We start from the raw sequence: 19,710 nt of genomic DNA on the forward strand, positions 1-19,710 counted from the left end.
GCGACGAGTGATCGAGTTTCGCGGGGCGGGCCCGGCCGAGTTCACCGAACGCCTGGACACGGTGATCGACATCTACACGGCGGCGATGAACCCGCCCCCCGAGCAGATCGCCGGCCGCAAGACCATCATGCGAAACCACGGCACATATCCCCATTTCCAGTGCTATTTCGCAGAATTGCGCGACCCGACCGGTGTGGCGCGCCCCCGGATCGTCGGCTTCGCGTACGGCTTCCGCGGCGCGACCGGCCAGTGGTGGCACGACGTGGTGAGCAGGGCGCTGGCCGACGAGGCGGGCGAGGAGGCCGCGCACGCCTGGATGGGCCACGCGTTCGAGCTGGCCGAGATCCACGTGCACCCCGACCACCAGGGCAAGGGCGTCGGCCGGGCCATGATCCGAACTCTGTGCGCCGGCCGCGCCGAGCGCTCGGCCGTGTTGTCCACGCACGACCGCCCCACGGCCGCCCGCCACCTCTACGCCAGCATGGGCTTCGCCGACCTGCTGACCCGCTTCGTCTTCCCCGGCGGCCACGAGGAGTACGCGATCGTCGGCCGCCCACTCCCCCTCGACTGAGGGCGTCGCACATCACCGCAGGTAAAGCCCGTACTCGCAGGGTTTGCCAGGTCATGCCCGAGGGCATCTTGATGACAGAAAGTGACGGACACGTTACCGACTGGATACCACCCCCTGCCCGTCACCCGCCCGGTCCCCCTGCGGGCGGGTGACGGGCATCCGCTCTGCGTGGGGTCGGGACGGCGGGTCAGGCGGTGGCGGCGACCGGCGTCAGGCGCTGGAACACCTCGCGCGAGGCGCTGGACCGGTTGAACGTGATGAAGTGGATGCCGGGCGCGCCCTCGTCGAGCAGCCGCTGGCACAACTCCGCGCCGTGCTCGATGCCGAGCGCCCGCACCGCGGCCGGGTCGTCGGCGACCGCCTCGAAGCGGGCCGCCACCTCCGCCGGGAACGGCGCCCCCGACAACTGCTCCGACCGCGCGATCGTGCTCATCTGCGTGACCGGCATGATGCACGGGATGATCGGCGTGTCACAGCCCTGGGCCGCCACCCGGTCGCGCAGCCGCAGGTAGTCGTCGGCCTGGAAGAACATCTGGGTGATCGCGTAGTCGGCCCCCGCGCGGCACTTGCGCACGAAGTACTCGGTGTCGGACTCGATCGACGGCGAGCGCGGATGCTTGTACGGGAACGCCGCCACCCCCACGCAGAACTCGCCCGCCTGCCGGATGAGCCGCACCAGCTCCTCGGCGTAGAGCACGCCCTCGGGATGCCGCACCCACTCGGCGGTCGGGTCGCCGGGCGGGTCGCCGCGCACGGCCAGGATGTTGCGCACCCCCGCGTCGGCGAAGCGGCCGACCAGGTGGCGCAGCTCGCGCAGCGAGTGGTTGACCGCCGTGAAGTGCGCCACAGGGGTGAGCGTGGTGTCGTGGGCCAGGCGCTCGACGATGTCGACCGTGCGGTCGCGGGTCGAGCCGCCGGCCCCGTAGGTCACCGAGACGAACGTGGGGCGCAGGGACTCCAGCTCCCTGATCGCCTTCCACAGCTGCCGCTCGCCCTCGTCGGTCTTCGGCGGGAAGAACTCGAAGGAGAACGACCGGCCACCGGTGGCGAGCAGCTCACGGACGGTGGGGACACGATCGGGCAGGATGGAGGGTCGACCAAGCGCCATGTCCCAAGCGTACAGGCCGGTGTCCGGGTCGGCCGCCCCTAGACCGGGGACCCGACCCCGAGTCCGCGCCCACTAGTCTCAAGGCATGACCACTGACGCCGCGAGCATGGACGCCCTGCGCACCCAGGTGGAGCGCGCCCTCGGGGAGTTCGTCGAACGGCAGCTGCCCGCCTCGGGCGACGCCGAGCTCGAACCGCTGCGCGCCGCCGCGGGCGACCTGCTGGCCGGCGGCAAGCGCCTGCGTCCCGCGTTCTGCTACTGGGGCTGGCGCGGCGCGGGCGGCACCGACGTGCCCGAGATCTTCACCGCCGCCGCGTCGCTGGAGCTGTTGCAGGCCAGCGCGCTCGTGCACGACGACGTGATGGACAAGAGCGACCTGCGCAGGGGCATGCCGGCCGCCCACCGCCGTTTCCAGTCCCTGCACGAGAAGGAGGGCTGGCACGGCTCGGCCGAGCAGTTCGGCGAGGGGGCCGCCATCCTGCTGGGCAACCTGCTGCTGGTGTGGTCGGGCGAGATGTGGCGCACCAGCGGCCTGCCGCCGGCGTCGCTGGCCGCCGCCCAGCCCGTCCACGACCACATGCGCACCGAGCTGATGTGCGGCCAGTACCTCGACCTGCTGGAGCAGGCCCACGGCGAGAACACCTTCGAGTCGGCGCTGCGGGTGGCGCTGTTCAAGAGCGGCAAGTACTCGGTGGAGCAGCCGCTCAGGCTCGGCCTGGTGCTCGCGGCCGGCGCGCTGGAGCCGTGGATGGACGAGCTGTGCACCGGCTACGGCCGCCGCGTCGGCATCGCCTTCCAGCTCAGGGACGACATCCTCGGCGTCTTCGGCGACCCGGCCCAGACCGGCAAGCCGGCCGGCGACGACCTGCGAGAGGGCAAGCGCACGATGCTGGTGGCCCGCACCCTGGCCGGGGCCGCTCCGGAGGCGGCCGCGACGGTGCGCAGGCTGCTCGGCGACCCCGCGCTCGACGAGGACGGGGTGAGCGCCCTGCGCGAGATCATCACGGACAGCGGCGCGCTGCGGGAGTGCGAGGACCTGATCGCCGGCTATCTCGCCGACGCGCTGGCCGCGCTCGACGAGGCGCCGGTCACCGCCGGGTCGCGCACGGCGCTGGCCGAGCTGGCCATCGCCGCGACGTCCCGCAGGACCTGACCCCGGGCCCCTGGTACCGGCGGCCGGCCGGAGCGGCCCGCTTCGGCAGGCGGCCTCGCCGCAGAGTGCGGGCGGCCTCGCCGCAGAGTGTGGGCGCCCGTCGTGGACGGGCGCCCGGTCGTGTCAGGGGGTCAGTGGGTCAGGGGGGCAGTGTCAGGGGGGCAGTGTCAGGGGGTCAGGCGTTTGGCGAACTCGGCCGCCGCCGCCCCCGGGTCCTCCGCGTCGGTGATCGCCCGTACGACGACCACGCGGCTCACGCCGTACGACATGACCTCGTCGAGGTTGGTGAGGTCGATGCCGCCGATCCCGAACCACGGCCGCGGCGCGGCCGCCCCCGGGGCCGGTCCCAGTGAGGCCGCGTGCCGCAGCAGCGCCGGGCCGGGCGCGTGGCGGCCCGGCTTGGTCGGCGTGGGCCAGATCGGGCCGCAGCAGAAGTAGTCGACGCCCTCCTCCACGGCCGCGGCGGACGCCTCGGCGACGGAGTGGGTGGACCGGCCGATGACGATGTCGTCGCCGAGCATCTCTCGCGCGACCGTCACGGGAAGGTCGTCCTGCCCCAGGTGGAGCACGTCGGGCCGGGCGGCGAAGGCGATGTCCGCCCGGTCGTTGACGGCCAGCAGCTTGCCGTGCCGGTCGCAGGCGTCGCGGAAGACTTCCAGGAGCGCGAGTTCTTCGCGTGCCTCCAGGCCCTTCTCCCGCAGCTGGATGATGTCCACGCCGCCGGCCAGCACCGAGTCGAGGAACTCTGCCAGGTCGCCGCGGTCGCGGCGGCCGTCGGTGCAGAGATAGAGGCGGGCCTCAGAAAGCGAGGGCCTGGGCACGCCGCTTGACCTCCGTGTGACGGCCGGCCTTGATCGCCTCGATGGGCGACCCCGGCAGGGACTCGTCTGGGGTGAAGAGCCAGCGCAGCGACTCGATGTCGTCGTAGCCGGCGTCCTGCAACACGGTCAGTGTGCCGGGCAGGCCCTTCATCACGTCCTTCCCGTCGAGGAACACCGCGGGAACCTGTGGCCCGCCGCCGCCACGGCGCACGCCGAGCAGCTTGTGGTCCTTGAGGAGTTGCTTGGCCCGCCCGATCGAGAGGTCGAGGCGTGAGGCCACTTCGGGGAGAGTGAGCCACTCGTCGACGAGCTGGTCGGTCTCCCGGTCGATCTGTGCAACAGAAAGCGTCACGAAACCACAACTACCACATGCCGTCCTTGCTCAAACAACACAATCCCGTAGGGGGACCTCTGGATCTACCAGGCGTTCTGTGTCGAGGCGATGCCCGCCTTCGATGATCCTACGGCCCTGCACGTAGTCCCGGGGCCGGTCGACGGCGAGCACGGCGGCGAGGGTGTCGCCGGACGTCAGCCAGACGGCCGACCACTTGCCCTCGGGCTCGCCCCGGTAGAGCAGGCGGTCGCCGGAGGGGTGGTGGCCGATGTACTGGACCATGTGGCCGAACTGCTCGGACCAGAAGTAGGGGGCCGGGTCGTAGACGGCCTCCTCCCCCAGCAGGGTCGCGGCGGCGACCTCGGGCGAGCCGAGCGCGGTGTCCCAGTGCTCGACGCGCAGCCGGACGCCGTAGCGGCGCGACCACCAGGCCGCGCAGTCGCCGGCGGCGACCACGTTCGGCATGGACGTGCGCAGGTGCTCGTCGGTGACGACGCCGTTGTGCAGGTCGATGTCGGAGCCGGCCAGCCACTCGACGGCCGGGCGCACGCCGATGCCCGTGACGACCACGTGCGCCTGGACGAACTCGCCGCCCACCAGCCGCACGCCGCCCTCGTCCACCTCGTCGACCATGGTGTTCAGGCGCAGGTCGATGCCGTCGTACCAGTGTCGCGTGCGGGCGCCGATCTCCGGGCCCACGGCGTTGGCCAGCGGGGCGGGGCCGGCCTCGATCACGGTCACCGAGCAGCCGGCCTTGCGGGCGGCGGTGGCGACCTCGGCGCCGATCCAGCCGGCGCCGATGATCGCCACATGGGCTCCGGCCACGAGCCCGGCGCGCAGCTCGTGGGCGTCGTCGAGGGTACGCAGGACGTGCTGGGGGCCGTCGCCGGGCACGGTGATCGGCTCGGTGCCGGTGGCGATCACGAGGCCGTCGTAGCCGAGCTCGCCCTCGGTCGTCTCCACGACGCCCTCGCGCAGGGCCTTGGCGGTGACCCCTGGCCAGAAGTCGACCTCCAGCGCGTCGAGGTCGGCCTCCAGGAAGCTGGAGTCGGCCGCGCCGGACAGCACGGCCTTGGACAACGGCGGACGGTCGTAGGGCCGATGGCGCTCCTGGCCGATCAGCGTGATCCGTCCGGTGAAGCCGCGCCCGCGCAGCGCCTCCGCGCTGCGCAGCCCGGCCAGGCCCGCTCCCACCACTACGACATGGTTCACGTTCATGACCATAACGGGGGCGGTGCCGGCACGTCGCGCCGAGGCCGTAGGCTGGAGGCGCAAGACGCGCGGGAGTCCGGCCGTCACCGGGCTGAGAGGAAGGCTTGAGCGGGCCTTCGACCGCAAGACACCTGATCCGGATCATGCCGGCGAAGGGAGCGCGGATGAATGTGATCGTGGGCGGCGGGGTCGTCGGGTTGTCGATCGCCTGGCGGCTGGCCCGCGAGGGGCTGCCCGTCACGGTGGTCGATCCGGCCCCGGGGCGCGGGGCGTCCTACGCGGCGGCCGGGATGCTGGCGCCCGTCAGCGAGGTCGCCTACACCGAGGAGCCGCTGCTGCGGCTGGGGGCCGCCTCGCTGAGCCGATGGCCGTCCTTCGCCGCCGAACTGGCCGCCGACGCGGGCCTCGGCCCGGATCTCGGGGCGCGCTCTGGGGCAGGTCTCGGCACGGGGCTGAGCGGCGGTCCCGGTCGCGGGGCCGGGGCGAGGGCCGGGGAGGCGTTCGGGGGCGCGTTCGGGGTGATCGGGCCGGAGGGGGCCGCCGGCCGTGCGCTCGACCTGCGCGCCGACGGCACGCTCGACGTCGCCTTCGGGGCCGACGACCTCGCGGCGCTCGACGACCTGGCGGCGTTCATGGACAAGCTGGGGCTGCGGGTCGAGCGGCTGACCGGGCGCGAGTGCCGGCGTCTGGAGCCCATGCTGGCCCCTTCGGTGCGCGGCGGGCTGCTGGCCCCCGGTGACGCCTGGGTCGATCCGCGCCGGGTCACGGCGGCGCTGCTGGCCGCGCTCGACCGGCTGGGCGTGCCCGTCGTGCGGGCGCGGGTGACCGGCCTGCTGCGCGACGGCGACGCCGCTCCGGCCGCCGCGACCGGCGCTGGGACCAGCTCTGGAACCGGCTCTGGAACCGGTGCTGGAACCGGTGCTGGGACAGGCCGTGCGGCAGGATCTGTGGCGGGAGCTGTGACCGGTGCTGTGAGGGGGGTGCGGCTTGAGGCCGTGCCCGGTCAGCCTGAGCCGGCGGTGCCGGAGATCGCGGCCGAGCGGGTGGTGCTGGCCGCCGGGGCGTGGAGCGGGGAGCTGGCCGACGTGCCCGTCCGGCCGGTCAAGGGGCAGATCATGCGGTTGCGCTCGCCGCAGCCGCTGCTCGGCCGGTGCGTACGCGGGATGGTGCACGGCGCGCCCGTCTACCTCGTCCCCAGGGGCGACGGCGAGCTGGTGCTCGGGGCGACCCAGGAGGAGCTGGGGTTCGACACCCGGGTGACCGCGGGCGGGCTCTACGAGCTGCTGCGCGACGCCAGGGAGCTGGTGCCGGGCGTCACCGAGTTGGAGGTCGCCGACGTGGTCGCCGGGCTGCGTCCGGGCACCCCCGACAACCTGCCGATCATCGGGGCGGGCGAGGTCCCCGGGCTGGTGCTGGCGACCGGCCACCACCGGGGCGGGGTGCTGCTGGCCCCCCTGACGGCGGTCCTGGTCACGTCGGCGGTGCTGACACCGTCCACGACGACGGCGTCCCCGGCGGCGGCCCCGACGACGGCCCAGACGGCCACACAGACGGCGGGCCAGACGGCGGGCCGGACAGGCATGCAGACGGCGGCCCAGGCAGCGGCTCGGGTGGCGGAGGTTTCGACGGGCGCGGGGATTCTGACGGGTGAGGAGGGCGAGCTGGCCGCGCTGTGCTCGCCCGCGAGATTTCGGGATATTTCATGATTGTGACGATCAACGGCGCCGCGCACGAGGTGGCCGACGGCACCACCGTGGCCCAGGCCGTACGGACGCTGACCACCGCCACCACCGGCGTGGCCGTGGCCGTGAACGACGAGGTGGTGACGCGGAGCTCGTGGGAGACGACGGCGCTCGGCGACCGCGACCGCGTCGAGGTGCTGACGGCGGTGCAGGGTGGATGAGCTGATCATCGCCGGGGAGAAGTTCGCCTCCCGGCTCATCATGGGCACCGGCGGCGCGCCCTCTCTGGAGGTGCTCGACCAGGCCCTGGTCGCCTCGGGCACCGAGCTGACCACGGTGGCCATGCGGCGGCTCGACCCCGGCGCCCGCGGCTCGGTCCTCGACGTGCTGCGCCGCCGCGACATCAAGGTGCTGCCGAACACCGCGGGCTGCTTCACCGCGGGCGAGGCCGTGCTGACGGCCCGGCTGGCCCGCGAGGCCCTGGGGACGAACTGGGTCAAGCTTGAGGTCATCGCCGACGAGCGCACGCTGCTGCCCGACCCGATCGAGACGTTCGACGCGGCCGAGCGGCTGGTGGCCGACGGGTTCGTGGTGCTGCCGTACATCGGCGACGACCCGGCGCTGGCGCGGCGGCTGGAGCAGGCCGGCTGCGCGGCGGTGATGCCCTTGGGCGCGCCGATCGGCTCGGGGCTCGGCATCAGGAACCCGCACAACATCGAGCTCATCGTGGAGTCCGCCGGGGTGCCGGTGATCCTCGACGCCGGCATCGGCACGGCCAGCGACGCCGCCCTGGCCATGGAGCTGGGCTGCGACGCGGTACTGCTCGCCACGGCGGTCACCCGGGCGCAGCGGCCCGAGCTCATGGCCTCGGCGATGAGGGCGGCCGTGACGGCCGGACGCCAGGCGCGGCAGGCGGGCCGGATCCCGCGCCGGCGCTACGCCGAGGCGTCCTCACCGACGACCCCCTAGAGGCGCCCCAGAGACGCCCAGGAGACGGCCCGGAGACGCCCAGGAGACACCCCGGAGACGCCCCCGGGAGACGGCCCCGGAGACGCCCCCGGGAGACGCCACCGGAGACGACCTGGTGATCCCCCTGGAGATCCCCCTCCGAGATCGCCGGAGGGGCCGGCTCGCGCCGGCCCTTCCGCCGGTCGGGGCCGCTCTCGCGGGAACGTCTCCGCATCGGTTTCGGGCGCGTGGGCCCTGCCGGTGGCAAAACGCCCGTAAACTCAGGGGGGTGGTGGATAAGACGACTGCGGACCCCCTGGTCGGGCGGCTCCTCGATGGGCGTTACCGCATCGAGAGCCGGATCGCCCGGGGCGGTATGGCGACCGTCTACCTGGCGCTCGACGTCCGGCTGGATCGCACTGTCGCGTTGAAGGTCATGCACCGCTCGCTCGCCGAGGACCCGGCGTTCGTCCGCAGGTTCATCGGCGAGGCCAAGTCGGTGGCCAGCCTGTCCCACCCCAACGTGGTGCACGTCTTCGACCAGGGCACCGACACCGACGTCGTCTACCTGTCGATGGAGTACGTGCCGGGCCGCACGCTGCGCGACATCCTGCGCGAGCGCGGCAGGCTGCCCGCCCGCGAGGCGCTGGAGATCATGATCCCGGTGCTGGCCGCCCTGGGCGCGGCCCACCAGGCCGGGATGGTCCACCGCGACGTGAAGCCCGAGAACGTGCTGATGACCGACGACGGCCGGGTCAAGGTCGTCGACTTCGGGCTGGCCAGGGCGATCGAGGCGACCAACCAGACCCGTACCGGCGTGATGATCGGCACGATCGGCTACATGTCGCCCGAGCAGGTCACCACCGGCGGCGCCGACGTGCGCAGCGACGTCTACGCCGCGGGCATCATGCTGTTCGAGCTGGTGACCGGGCAGCAGCCCTACGACGGCGAGACGCCGATGTCGGTGGCCTACCGGCACGTGCACGACACGGTGCCGCCGCCGTCGTCGCTGGTGCCCGAGGTGCCGCCGCTGATCGACACGCTGGTCGGGCACGCCACGGCCCGCGAGCCCCACGACCGCCCGGCCGACGCCACGGCGATGCTGGTCGAGGCGGTCGACGCCCACCGGATGCTGCCCCGACTGAGCACCCCGCCGGCCATGACGGCCGTGTTCAACCAGTCGATGCCGCCGCGGCCGAGCGGCGCGGGCGCCCCGTCGATGCCGCTGGCCGCGCCGGCGCACACGCTGATCCAGCCGCGCGCCGAGGTGACGCCGCCGGTGTCGCCGCCGCCGTCCAGGCGTTCGTTCAGGCCCAATTGGTTCCTGGTCCTGCTCGCCGCGGTCATGGTCGTCGCGGTGGCGGTGACCGGCTGGTACTTCTCCCAGACCCAATACGTGCAGGTGCCCGACCTCGTCGGCCAGAACGTGGTGGTCGCCGAGCGCGCCGCCACGAGCAAGGGCTTCAAGGTCAAGAAGGTCGCCGGCGAGTACAACGAGGACACCGCCGAGGGGCTGGTGCTGCGTACCGACCCCGAGGGCAAGGCCGAGGTGGAGAGCGGCAGCACGATCACGCTGGTGCCCTCGCTCGGCCCCAAGCGGGTGATCGTCCCCAGCGTCAGGGGCCTGACCAGCGACGAGGCCCGCGTCAAGATCGCCGAGGCCGGGCTCACCGTGGGCAGCGTCAAGCGCCTGCCCAACGGCGAGGTCGAGCGGAACAAGGTGATCCGCAGCTCCCCCGAGGCCGGCGAGAAGGTCAAGGAGGGCGCGAAGGTCGGCATCTTCGTGAGCGCCGGCATGGTGATGCCCGACGTGACCGGCATGCCGAAGGACGAGGCCGCCGCCTACCTCGGCGGCCAGGGCTTCGCGGTGCAGGTCAACGAGGTCGACGACGACGCCGAGCCGTGCACGGTCATCGCCCAGGCGCCGAAGGCCAAGTCCGAGGTCGACAAGGGCACCCCAGCGATGATCACGGTGGCGCGCTGCCAGACCGACTTCTGGGACTGGTTCAAGGGCGACAACGAGGCCCGCGACGACCAGGAGTTCCGCCTGGTGCCCGCGGTCATCGGCAAGAACGTCAAGGACGCCAAGGCGGAGCTGGAGTCGCTGGGCTTCCACGTGCGGGTCCAGCGGCTGGCCAACGGCGGCGTCGTGCAGTACCAGCGGCCGTTACCGAACAGTGAGCGGCCGCCCGGCGCGACGGTCTTCCTCTGGCAGTAGCGCGCCGGGTCAGGCCAGGTGCCCGTGCAGGCGCACCCTGGCCAGCCCGCCGTCGGGGTAGATGTCGACCCGTACGTGGGTGACCGGTTCGGGGTGGCCGAGCCGGAAGCGGTGGGGCGCGTCGGGCTGCAACCGGGTCTTCGGCAGCAGCGTGACCTCGCGCCCGCCGGACAGCCCGGTGAGCGCGACGTGGCCGGGGGCGTTGAAGATCAGGTTCGTGGTGTCGATCTCGGCCAGGCGCACCAGGCCCGGCCCGGCCAGGCGGATGAGCAGCCAGTCGTTGCCCGGCCCGCGGCGGCGCGCGGTCTCCCAGCCCTCCGCCTGGTGGCGGGCCAGGCCGGGGGCGATGACGTTGTTCGGCGCGGAGTAGAACTCGTCGGAGCAGGCGGTGACCAGGCCGCCGTTCTGGAGGGCGGCCAGGTCGAGGCTCAGCCCCTCGTAGACGGACAGGTCGGGGCGTACCTCGCCGTGCACGCGGAGGCGGGCGATGCCGCCGTCGGGGTAGATGTTCAGGCGTACGTGGGTGTAGCGGGTGTCGTCTCCGGTGACCTCGACGTGGTGCTCGGCGTCGCCCTTGAGCGCCGTCCTCGGGACGATCTCCGTCCAGTCGGCGGCGGCCAGCTCGGCGGGCGAGGGATGGCCGGGCACGGCGGCGGCCTCGACCGAGGCGTACGGCGGGTAGTTGCCCTTGAACCAGGCCGTGTCGATCACCACGCCGCGGATCGCGCCCGGCAGGCCCAGCCGCACCAGCGCCCAGTCATGGCCGGGGGTGCGGCGGCGGCGGGTCTCCCAGCCGTCGTAGACCTGGCCCTTGTTGCCGAACGTCTCGGCGCGGAAGCCGGGGCGGCCCGGCCTGATCAGGCTCTCCTTCTCGGCGAAGGACTCGTCGCTGGCCGCCACGACCGCGCCGCCGAGGGTGCGCAGGGCCAGGTCGGGCAGGGCGGTGAAGCCGGGCATCTACTGCTCCCCGAGGATGAGGCGGCCGTGCGGCTCGCCGTCCACGGGACGGCCGCGCAGCCAGGTGGTCAGCACCGCGCCCTTGAGCACGCGGCCGTGGTAGGGGGTGACGGGGTTGCGGTGGTGCAGGCGGGCGGCGTCCACCGGGTTGTCGGCGTCGGGGTCGAAGGCGACCAGGTCGGCGTCGCCGCCGGGGCGGATCGCGCCCTTGCCGGAAAGCCCGGCCGTCTCGGCGGGCGCGGCCGACATCCAGCGGACGACGTCGGCGAGGGTGTGGCCGCGCCGGGCGGCCTCCGTCCAGACGGCGGACAGGCCGAGCTGGAGGGAGGCGACACCGCCCCAGGCGGCGGCGAAGTCGGGCACCTTCAGCTCGGCGGGCGAGGGCGAGTGGTCGGAGACGACGCTGCTCAGCACGCCGCGGGCCAGGCCGTCCCACAGCAGTTCGCGGTTGGCCCGCGAGCGGATGGGCGGGCAGCACTTGTACGCCGTGCGCCCCTCGGGCACCTGCTCGGCCTCCAGCGTCAGGTAGTGGGGGCAGGTCTCGGCCGTGACCGCCACCCCGTCGGCCTGGGCCCGCACCAGCACGTCGAGGCATTCGGCGCTGGAGACGTGCAGGATGTGCACGCGCGCGCCGGTCTCGGCCGCCAGCGCGACGACCCGCGCGACCGCGCTGCGCTCGGCGGCTCCCGGCCGCGACTCCAGGAACTCCCGGTACGTCGGCCCGCCCGGCTCGGCCAGCAGCTCGGGGTCCTCGGCGTGCACCACGACGAGCCCGCCGAACCCGGCCACCTCGGTCAGCACCGCCCGCAGCTCGGCCGTGGCGAGCGGCGGGAACTCCTCGACGCCCGACGGCGACATGAAGCATTTGAAGCCCCGGACGCCGCGCTCGTGCAGCGGCCGCAGCTCCTTGAGGTTGCCGGGGACCGCGCCGCCCCAGAACGCCACGTCCACGTGGCACTGCCCGCGGGCGGCCCGCAGCTTGGCCTCCAGCGCCTCCACGCTGACGGTCGGCGGCAGGGAGTTGAGCGGCATGTCCACGATCGTGGTCACGCCGCCCGCGGCGGCCGCCCTGGTGGCCGAGGCGAAGCCCTCCCAATGGGTCCGGCCCGGCTCGTTGACGTGCACGTGCGTGTCCACCAGGCCGGGGAGCAGGGGCAGGTCGCGCAGGTCGATGTCCTCGGCGGCGTCGAGGGGCTCGGCGTAGTCGTACAGGGCCTGGACGCGTTCGCCCCGTACGGCCACGGCCGCGGCCCGCTCCCCCTCGGGCGTGACCACCCTGCGGGAGCGGACGACGAGGTCGTGAAGGGTCATCTGCCCTCCAGATGCTCGGCGGCCACCCGGGCGGCCAGGCGTTCCAGGAGCGGGCCGGCCTCGGCCATGCACCGGGCCGGGTCGGGCTCCAGGTCGGTCAGGGCGTAGGCGGCCTCGATGCCGGCGTCCTTGAGCTCGGTGTCGCCGAGGGTGCGCCGTCCGCAGACCGCGACCACCGGCACGCCCGCCCTGGCCGCGGCCTGGGCCACGCCGATCGGCGCCTTGCCGCGCAGGGACTGCTCGTCGAGCGAGCCCTCGCCGGTGATCACCAGCCGCGCGTCCTGGACGAGCGCGCCGAAGCCGAGCAGGTCGAGCAGGTATTCGATGCCGGGCCGCAGCTCGGCGTGGAGGAAGGCCAGCGCCGCGAACCCGACGCCGCCCGCCGCGCCCGCCCCGGGGGCTCCGGCCACGCCCATGGCACGCGGGGTGTCGTCGTGCTCGACGGCGCCGACCAGGCCGTGGGTCTGGGTCGCGACGGCGGCCAGCCGGGACAGGCCCGCCTCCAGCACCTTGACGTCCTCGGGGCCGGCGCCCTTCTGCGGCCCGTAGACGGCGGCGGCCCCGTGCGGGCCGAGCAGGGGGTTGTCCACGTCGCTCGCCACCACGAACTCCACCCCGGAGACGTCGGCGAACCCGGACAGGTCGATGCGGGCCAGCCCGCGCAGCGCGGCGCCGCCGTCGGGCAGCTCGGCGCCCTCGTCGTCGAGCAGGCGGGCGCCCAGCGCCCGGACCATGCCCGCTCCCCCGTCGGTGGACGCGCTGCCGCCGAGCCCGAGCACGATCCGCCGGGCGCCCCTGCGCAGGGCGTCGGCGATCAGCTCTCCGGTGCCGTAGGAGGTGGCGGTCAAGGGGGCCGGCCCGGCGGACAGGCGCCGCAGCCCCGACGCCTCGGCCAGCTCGACCACGGCCGTCGGCGTGCCGCCGGCCGCCCGCCAGGCGTACGCCGCGCTCACGCGTTCGCCGGTGGGCCCGGCGACCTCCACGGTGACGCGGTCGAACCCGCAGGCCACGGCCGCCTCGACGGTGCCGTCGCCGCCGTCGGCGACCGGCAGCTCGACCGTGGGCACCCCGAGCCCCGCCGACACCCGGGCCGCGACCTCGGCGGCCGTGAGGGAGCCCTTGAACTTGTCGGGTGCCACCAGAACCTGCTTTACCACTACGAACTCCCACAAGATGCTGAACAATGGCCGGACACGCCTTCCTGCCCGGTGCGAGCGGGCAGGAAGGCGTGACTCATCATCACATCAGCCCCCCGGCCGGCGGCGGCCGAGGGTAGGCGCCCTCAGTGAAAGGTGCCCTCAAAGAAGGTGCCCTCAGTGAAGGGTGCCCTCAAAGAAGGTGCTCTCAGCGAACCCTCAAGGAAGGTGCCCTCAGTGAAGCAGGCGCCCGCGCCCGCCGCCCATGGGCCGCGAGCACGAACCTGAGCTGTTCTGGCGGGTTCTGAGGTGTGTGATCCTCCAATTAGGCTCACATCCCGTAAGGAGGCGTTTCATGCGCATATCTGAGCGGGAGAGGCGGCGCCGGCTGGGCGTGCGCCACAGCCTGGCGGCCAAGGCGGCGACCCCGGAGGAGGCGACGACGTCCGTGGTGGCGCTGCACGCCACCGACCCGGCGACGGTGTTCCTGTCGGCGGGCGCCCGGCTCACCGCGCCCGGGACCGCGCCGGTCGAGCGGGCCCTGTACGAGGACCGCACGCTGGTGCGCATGCACGGGATGCGCCGCACGGTGTTCGTGGTCCCGGCCGCGCTGGTGCCCGTCGTGCACCACTCCTCCACGCTCGCGGTCGCCACGAGGGTGCGCAAGGCGCTGGTCAAGGAGCTCGCCGCGGCCGGCGGCTGGGACGAGGCCTGGCTGGCCGACGTGGAGTCGTCGGTGCTGCGCTTCCTGGCGGCGGAGGGCACGGCGACGGCGGCCCGGCTGGGGGTGCTGGAGCCGCGGCTGCGCGAGCAGTTCCGGGTGGCCGTGGGCAAGCCGTACGAGGCCGTGCACAGCGTCGGGCAGCGGCTGATCACGCTGATGGGCATGGAGGGCCGGCTCGTCCGCCAGGGCCGCCCGTCCGGCTCGTGGACGAGCACGCAGCACCTGTGGGCCGTCGCCCCGCCCATGGACGCCACCACGGTCCCGCAGGCCCAGGCGGAGCTGGTGCGCCGCTGGCTGGCCGCGTTCGGCCCCGGCACGGAGGCCGACGTCAAGTGGTGGACCGGCTGGACGCTGCGCGAGGTGCGCGCCGCGCTGACCGCCGTCGGCGCGGTCGAGGTCGAGCTGGACGAGGGCGCGGGATACGTACTGCCCGACGATCTGGACGAGACGCCCGAGCCCGCGCCGTGGGCGGCGCTGCTGCCCGCCCTGGACCCGACGCCGATGGGCTGGCAGGGCCGCGACTGGTACCTGCCGAAGGAGCACCGGGCCGAGCTGTTCGACCGCAGCGGCAACGTCGGCCCGACCGTGTGGTGGGACGGGCGGGTCGTCGGCGGCTGGGGGCAGCGGCCCGGCGGCGAGATCGTGTGGCGGGCGCTCACCGACCTGGGATCCGACGCCGTGGCCGCCGTGGAGGCCGAGATCGCCGGTCTGGCCTCCTGGCTCGGCGGCGTGCGGATCACGCCCCGCTTCCGCACGCCCCTGGAGCGCGCGCTGGCGGAGTAGGACGTCAGGAGACGACGCGGATGAACTCCTCCAGCGAGTAGCGCCCGTCCTGGTCGGAGTCGGCCTCCTGGCTCAGCGCGCCGAGGGCCTCGGCGGGCAGGTCGGGGAAGTGCCGCTTCAGCTCGGCCTCGCTGACGAAGCCGTCGCCGTCGGTGTCGATCTCGGCGAAGGTGCTCTTGAGCTGCGCCAGCCGCTCACCGGGGAGTTCTGCCGACACGGGACCGCCTTTCGGTACTGAATGCCACGTTCCGGACATTCACCACCCTAGTGCTGGACCTCCCTGCCCGCCGAGTGCCCGCGCTCGGCCGCCAGCCGCATCAGCCTGCGGTGGGCCTCGGCGCCCGCCCGGCCGGCCGCGTCGTGGGACGTCGTCCGCAGCTCGCCGTCCTCGACCACGGTCCGGCCGCCGACCAGGACGCGGGCCACCGGCGGCGGTGGCCCGAACACCAGCGCGCACACCGGGTCGGCCACGGCGGCGGTGAAGGGCCCGCCGGTCCGCCAGAGGACGACGTCGGCCAGCTTGCCCGGCTCCAGCGAGCCGAGCTCGGCCTCGCGGCCCAGGTTGCGCGCCCCGCCCAGGGTGGCCAGCTCCAGCGCCTGGCGGGCCGACAGCGCGCGGGGGCCGTACCTGACCCGCTGGAACAGCAGGGCCTGCCGCATCTCCCCGGCCAGTGAGGTCAGCTCGGCGGAGGCGCTGCCGTCCACGCCGAGCCCGACGTTCACGCCCCGGCGCAGCATCTCCGACACGCGGGCGATCCCGGAGCCGAGGCGGCCGTTGGAGGAGGGGCAGTGGGCCGCGCCCGTGCCGGTGCGGGCGAGCTTGGCGATGTCGGCGTCGCTGAGGTGCACGGCGTGCGCGAGCCACACGTCGGGCCCCAGCCAGCCGAGCTTGTCCATGTAGTCGACCGGACGCAGGCCGAACCGCTCGACGCAGTGCTCGTCCTCGTCGAGCGTCTCGGCCAGATGGGTGTGCAGGCGGACGCCCTTGGCCCTGGCCAGGGCCGCCGACTGGGTCATCAGCTCGGCGCCGGCCGAGAACGGCGAGCACGGCGCGACCGCGACCCGCACCATCGAGGACGGCGACGGGTCGTGGTGGGCGTCCACCGCCTCGGCCGTCGCGGCCAGCACGTCGTCGAGCTGCTCGACCACCTCGTCCGGCGGCAGCCCGCCCCGCGAGCGGCCCAGGTCCATCGAGCCGCGCGCCGGGTGGAAGCGCAGGCCGATCTCACGCGCCGCCTCGACCTCGGCCGCGAGCAGGTCGCCACGGCCCTTGGGGAAGACGTAGTGGTGGTCGCTGGAGGTGGTGCAGCCGGACAGCGCCAGCCAGCCGAGCCCGGCCGTGGCCGCGCCCCTGACGACCTCGGCGTCCATGGCGGCCCACACGTCGTAGAGCGCCACCAGCCACTCGAACAGGGTGGCGTCCTGGGCCAGCCCCTGGGAGGCCCACTGGTAGAGGTGGTGGTGGGTGTTGACCAGGCCGGGGGTGGCCAGGCAGCCGGAGCCGTCCACCCGCCGGGCGCCGGGGGTGGCGGGCGCGGGGCCGGGGCCGAGCGCGGCGATCCGGTCGCCCTCGACGACGAGGTGGCCGGACGGGATCTCGGGGCCGGTGACGGGCGCGATGTGCACGTTCTCGATCAGCAGGGTCATCGGGACGCCTTCCGCGCGGCGGCCAGCCGGACCGCGTCGAGGATCTTCTCGTAGCCGGTGCAGCGGCACAGGTTGCCCGCCAGCGCCTCGCGGATCTCCGCGTCGGACGGCCGGGGCACGCGTTCGAGCAGGTCATGGGCCTGTACGACGAGCCCCGGGGTGCAGAACCCGCACTGCACGGCCCCGCACTCGGCGAACGCCTCCTGCACCGGGTCGAGCCGGTCGCCCGCGGCCAGCCCCTCGACCGTGCGCACCCGCCGCCCCTCGGCCTGCCCGGCGGCGACCAGGCACGAGCAGACCGGCAGCCCGTCGAGGTAGACCGTGCACGAGCCGCACTCGCCCTGCTCGCAGGCGTTCTTGGAGCCGGGGAGCCCGATCCGCTCGCGCAGCACGTACAGCAGGCTCTCCCCCTCCCAGACGTCGTCCACGCTGTGGGCGCGGCCGTTGACGGTGACGTTCAGGCGCATCAGGCGGCCCTTCTCGCGAGGTGGTCGTTCCAGGCCCAGGTGAGGGTGCGCCGGGCCATCACGCCGACCGCGTGCACCCGGTAGGCGGCGGTGCCGCGCACGTCGTCGATCGGCGCGGCGGCCCGCGCGCACAGCTCGCCGAAGCGGGCCAGCAGCGCGGGGTCGAGCGGGGCGTGCCAGTCCAGCTCCCGGGCCAGCAGGGCCTCCGCCTCCAGGGCGCGGCGCGGCGTGGGCGCGGCCGAGCCGATCCCGGTGCCGACCCGCCGCTCGCCGGGGTGCAGCGCGACCGCGAACGAGCACACCGCGATCACCATGGCGTTGCGCGTGCCGACCTTGGAGAAGTACTGGGGTCCCTGCGCGGGTTCGACGCGCACGGCCCTGATCAGCTCGTCCGGCTCCAGGGCGTTGCGCTTGACCCCGAGGTAGAACTCGGCCGCGGGGATCAGCCGGGTGCCGCGCTCGCGCGACTCGACCTCGACGACCGCGCCCGCCGCCAGCAGCGGCGGATGGCTGTCGCCCGCGGGCGAGGCCGCGCCGAGGTTGCCGGCGACCGTGCCGCGGTTGCGGATCTGCGGCGAGCCGACCGTGCGCGCGGCCTGCGCGAGCCCCGGCAGCACGCCGCCCAGCTCGTCGACGACCGTGGCGTACGTGACCCCGGCCCCGATCCGGCAGATCCCGTCGGTCATGCCCCATTCGCGCAGCTCGGCCACCTGGTTGAGGTCGAGCAGCGCCTCCGGCCTGCGCACGTCGAAGTTGATCTCGACCATCACGTCGGTGCCGCCCTGGACGGGCAGCGCTCCGGGCCGGTCCGCCTTGGCGGCCAGCGCCTGCGCCCACGTGGTGGGCCGCAAGAAGTCCATCGTCCTCACTCCCAGGCGAATCCCGCGTCGGGTGCGTCCTCACGCAGCACACTGCCCTCGATCAGCCCGTAGGGACGGTCGGCGGCGTAGAAGACTTCGTTCTCGTTGTCCAGGCCGAACGGCGACAGGTCGACCAGGAAGTGGTGCTTGTTCGGCAGCGTCAGCCGGACCTCGCAGACCTGCGGGCAGGTGGTCAGCACCCGCTCCCCCATCGCGTACAGGGTCTGCTGCAACGACAGGCTGTGCGTCTGCGCGAAGGCGTCCAGCAGGCAGGCGCGCACCTGGGCGTACGGCGGGCGTTCGCCTGTCCCGGCGTGCCGCCAGCGGGCGGTGACCGCGGTGGCCAGGACGCGGTCGGTCGTCGGCTGGAGGGTGGTGTACTCGTCCACGAGGTAGCCGTGGAACTCCGAGCCGGTCGAGTTCAGCACGACCAGGTCCGTCAGGCCGGACACGACGGTGGTGCGGCCGTCCCTGTCGTGGTGGACGACGCAGGTGCGCACCTCGCCGCCGTCGCGCACGAAGGAGTGCCGCGACTCGCCGGGGATGCGGTTCCAGGCGTACTCCTCGATCTCCACCCGCGCGTGGTGGATGGACGGGTGCGCGGAGACGTAGTGGCGGGCCAGTAAGAGGGCGAAGTCCTCGATCTCGCCGACGCCGTGCTTCCTGGCGAAGGCGTAGGCGGTGTTCTTCTGCGTGTCGGTGGGCAGGACGGCGGCGTTGCTGCCGTTCCTGTGCGCCTCCTCCATGTCGCCCGACAGCGAGGTGCTGACGTTGATGTCCTTGAGGTGGTGGACGGCCCCCTCCCTGACCACGTGGACCAGCCTGGTCTCCGCCTTGCCGTAACGGTTGGGGCCCAGCTTGACGGTCATCTAGCTCCCTCGGTAGGTGGAGTAGGCGTACGGGCTGAGCAGCAGCGGCACGTGGTGGTGCGCCGCGGCGTCGGTGACGGTGAAGGCGATGACGACCTCGGGGTAGAAGGTGTCGGCCAGGTAGGCGCCGGTGTCGAAGACGACGCGGTGCACGCCCTCCTCGGTGTCCCAGCCCTTGATCCGGCCGTCGTCGTCGGTGCTGCCCCGGGCCAGCACGCGGCCCTCGTGCTCCAGCCGGACGTGCACCCCGGCGGCCGGGCGGCCCGAGACCGCGTCCAGGACGTGCGTCGAGAAGCTCATCTCCCCTCCCCTTCCATGAGCTTCCCCAGCCGGAGCCGGGTGATCTTCGCCAGTTCGTCGCGGACGACCCCGCGCTCGGTCTCCTCGTCGTTGTCCAGCCGGGCGCGCAGCCGGGCCAGCAGCTCGGCCCCGCTCAGGCCGGCGGCGCAGACCAGGTAGACGTACCCGAACCGCTCCTCGTACGCGCGGTTGCCCGCGGCCAGCGCGGCCCGCAGCGCCGCATCCCCGTGGGCGCCCGCCTGCTCCTGGCTCGACCAGCGCGACTCCCGGCCGTCCCCGGACGGGCGTTCCCCGATGCGCGGGTGGGCCGCCAGCGCCTCCAGCACGTCGGGCCACGTCAGCTCGCGCACCGCCGTCTCGGCGGCCTCGGCGAGCCGTTCGCGGGCGGCGTAGGGCCTGCGGGCGGCCACCGCCGCGGCGAACGCGCGGGAGGCGCAGCAGGCCAGCAGCTCCGCCTCCGCCTCCGCGCGCGGCCGCCGGTTGAACCCGGCCAGGGAGTTGGACATGTCAGCAGTACACACACGGGCCCGGTTCCCGGTCCATCCGTGAGAACTCCCAAGTACGCAACGGGATGGCCAGGACTTTTCGTGTCATGCTCCAACCCGGCCC

General features: G+C 73.8%; 21 protein-coding genes and 1 riboswitch. Of the genes, 7 read left to right on the top strand and 14 right to left on the bottom strand.

Annotation, left to right across the window (positions count from 1 at the left end):
- The first annotated feature begins 7 nt into the window (after positions 1–7).
- On the top strand, positions 8–571 hold the full coding sequence (locus tag AB0C33_RS30975) for a GNAT family N-acetyltransferase (protein ID WP_358294037.1): 564 nt from the start codon (positions 8–10) through the stop codon (positions 569–571).
- A gap of 187 nt (positions 572–758) precedes the next feature.
- Here the strand turns inward: AB0C33_RS30975 and metF are convergent, their stop codons facing one another.
- Complete coding sequence (gene metF, locus AB0C33_RS30980; protein ID WP_357967900.1) at positions 759–1,679, bottom strand: methylenetetrahydrofolate reductase [NAD(P)H]; 921 nt, start codon at positions 1,677–1,679, stop codon at positions 759–761.
- A gap of 85 nt (positions 1,680–1,764) precedes the next feature.
- Here metF and AB0C33_RS30985 point away from each other — a divergent pair, with 85 nt between their 5' ends.
- Complete coding sequence (locus AB0C33_RS30985) at positions 1,765–2,832, top strand: polyprenyl synthetase family protein (protein ID WP_358294038.1); 1,068 nt, start codon at positions 1,765–1,767, stop codon at positions 2,830–2,832.
- A 167-nt stretch (positions 2,833–2,999) separates the two neighbouring features.
- On the opposite strand, the gene thiE is transcribed toward AB0C33_RS30985, so the two are convergent.
- The 3 genes from thiE to AB0C33_RS31000 are packed head-to-tail and all read right to left on the bottom strand — an operon-like array spanning position 3,000 to position 5,205.
- On the bottom strand, positions 3,000–3,653 hold the full coding sequence (gene thiE, locus AB0C33_RS30990) for a thiamine phosphate synthase (RefSeq protein WP_358294039.1): 654 nt from the start codon (positions 3,651–3,653) through the stop codon (positions 3,000–3,002).
- Entirely contained in the window at positions 3,631–4,005 is a 375-nt protein-coding gene (locus AB0C33_RS30995; RefSeq protein WP_358294041.1) for an Rv2175c family DNA-binding protein, read from the bottom strand. Before AB0C33_RS30995 ends, thiE begins: the two co-directional genes overlap by 23 nt.
- 30 nt (positions 4,006–4,035) lie before the next feature.
- A complete protein-coding gene (locus AB0C33_RS31000; protein ID WP_358294043.1) occupies positions 4,036–5,205 on the bottom strand; it encodes an FAD-dependent oxidoreductase in 1,170 nt (389 codons plus the stop codon).
- Between the two features lie 52 nt (positions 5,206–5,257).
- Positions 5,258–5,374: riboswitch (TPP riboswitch) on the top strand.
- Here AB0C33_RS31000 and AB0C33_RS31005 point away from each other — a divergent pair.
- The 4 genes from AB0C33_RS31005 to pknB all read left to right on the top strand — a co-directional run bounded on the left by AB0C33_RS31005 (position 5,364) and on the right by pknB (position 10,047).
- Positions 5,364–6,905, top strand: a complete 1,542-nt coding sequence (locus AB0C33_RS31005) for an FAD-dependent oxidoreductase (RefSeq protein ID WP_358294045.1) — start codon at positions 5,364–5,366, stop codon at positions 6,903–6,905. Its footprint overlaps the riboswitch before it by 11 nt.
- On the top strand, positions 6,902–7,102 hold the full coding sequence (thiS, locus tag AB0C33_RS31010; RefSeq protein ID WP_352331034.1) for a sulfur carrier protein ThiS: 201 nt from the start codon (positions 6,902–6,904) through the stop codon (positions 7,100–7,102). The genes AB0C33_RS31005 and thiS overlap by 4 nt, the downstream gene beginning before the upstream one ends.
- Complete coding sequence (locus AB0C33_RS31015) at positions 7,095–7,850, top strand: thiazole synthase (protein WP_358294047.1); 756 nt, start codon at positions 7,095–7,097, stop codon at positions 7,848–7,850. Before thiS ends, AB0C33_RS31015 begins: the two co-directional genes overlap by 8 nt.
- 271 nt (positions 7,851–8,121) lie before the next feature.
- Entirely contained in the window at positions 8,122–10,047 is a 1,926-nt protein-coding gene (gene pknB, locus AB0C33_RS31020) for a Stk1 family PASTA domain-containing Ser/Thr kinase (protein WP_358294049.1), read from the top strand.
- Positions 10,048–10,056: 9 nt separating this feature from the next.
- Here pknB and alc read toward each other — a convergent pair whose 3' ends face one another.
- The 3 genes from alc to AB0C33_RS31035 are packed head-to-tail and all read right to left on the bottom strand — an operon-like array spanning position 10,057 to position 13,454.
- Positions 10,057–11,004 carry an allantoicase gene (gene alc / locus AB0C33_RS31025; RefSeq protein WP_358294051.1) on the bottom strand — a complete coding sequence of 316 codons (948 nt, stop codon included), beginning with the start codon at positions 11,002–11,004 and terminating at the stop codon, positions 10,057–10,059.
- A complete protein-coding gene (gene allB, locus AB0C33_RS31030; protein WP_358294053.1) occupies positions 11,005–12,315 on the bottom strand; it encodes an allantoinase AllB in 1,311 nt (436 codons plus the stop codon). It abuts the gene before it with no gap.
- Positions 12,312–13,454 carry a glycerate kinase gene (locus tag AB0C33_RS31035; protein ID WP_358294055.1) on the bottom strand — a complete coding sequence of 381 codons (1,143 nt, stop codon included), beginning with the start codon at positions 13,452–13,454 and terminating at the stop codon, positions 12,312–12,314. Before AB0C33_RS31035 ends, allB begins: the two co-directional genes overlap by 4 nt.
- A gap of 352 nt (positions 13,455–13,806) precedes the next feature.
- Between AB0C33_RS31035 and AB0C33_RS31040 the strand changes: the two genes are divergently transcribed.
- A complete protein-coding gene (locus tag AB0C33_RS31040) occupies positions 13,807–14,958 on the top strand; it encodes a winged helix DNA-binding domain-containing protein (protein WP_358294056.1) in 1,152 nt (383 codons plus the stop codon).
- Positions 14,959–14,962: 4 nt separating this feature from the next.
- Here AB0C33_RS31040 and AB0C33_RS31045 read toward each other — a convergent pair whose 3' ends face one another.
- The 7 genes from AB0C33_RS31045 to uraD are packed head-to-tail and all read right to left on the bottom strand — an operon-like array spanning position 14,963 to position 19,607.
- On the bottom strand, positions 14,963–15,175 hold the full coding sequence (locus AB0C33_RS31045; protein ID WP_357967865.1) for an EF-hand domain-containing protein: 213 nt from the start codon (positions 15,173–15,175) through the stop codon (positions 14,963–14,965).
- A gap of 47 nt (positions 15,176–15,222) precedes the next feature.
- Positions 15,223–16,605 (bottom strand): 8-oxoguanine deaminase, encoded by a 1,383-nt coding sequence (locus tag AB0C33_RS31050; RefSeq protein WP_358294058.1) that lies wholly within the window; start codon positions 16,603–16,605, stop codon positions 15,223–15,225.
- A complete protein-coding gene (locus tag AB0C33_RS31055) occupies positions 16,602–17,072 on the bottom strand; it encodes a (2Fe-2S)-binding protein (RefSeq protein WP_352353219.1) in 471 nt (156 codons plus the stop codon). The genes AB0C33_RS31050 and AB0C33_RS31055 overlap by 4 nt, the downstream gene beginning before the upstream one ends.
- Complete coding sequence (locus AB0C33_RS31060; RefSeq protein WP_358294060.1) at positions 17,072–17,932, bottom strand: FAD binding domain-containing protein; 861 nt, start codon at positions 17,930–17,932, stop codon at positions 17,072–17,074. Before AB0C33_RS31060 ends, AB0C33_RS31055 begins: the two co-directional genes overlap by 1 nt.
- A 5-nt stretch (positions 17,933–17,937) precedes the next feature.
- On the bottom strand, positions 17,938–18,801 hold the full coding sequence (pucL, locus tag AB0C33_RS31065; protein ID WP_358294062.1) for a factor-independent urate hydroxylase: 864 nt from the start codon (positions 18,799–18,801) through the stop codon (positions 17,938–17,940).
- On the bottom strand, positions 18,802–19,101 hold the full coding sequence (gene uraH / locus AB0C33_RS31070) for a hydroxyisourate hydrolase (RefSeq protein WP_358294064.1): 300 nt from the start codon (positions 19,099–19,101) through the stop codon (positions 18,802–18,804).
- Entirely contained in the window at positions 19,098–19,607 is a 510-nt protein-coding gene (gene uraD / locus AB0C33_RS31075) for a 2-oxo-4-hydroxy-4-carboxy-5-ureidoimidazoline decarboxylase (RefSeq protein ID WP_358294066.1), read from the bottom strand. Before uraD ends, uraH begins: the two co-directional genes overlap by 4 nt.
- Positions 19,608–19,710: the final 103 nt, after the last annotated feature.

Source organism: Nonomuraea sp. NPDC048881 (genome assembly GCF_040649795.1).
Lineage (GTDB): Bacteria > Actinomycetota > Actinomycetes > Streptosporangiales > Streptosporangiaceae > Nonomuraea.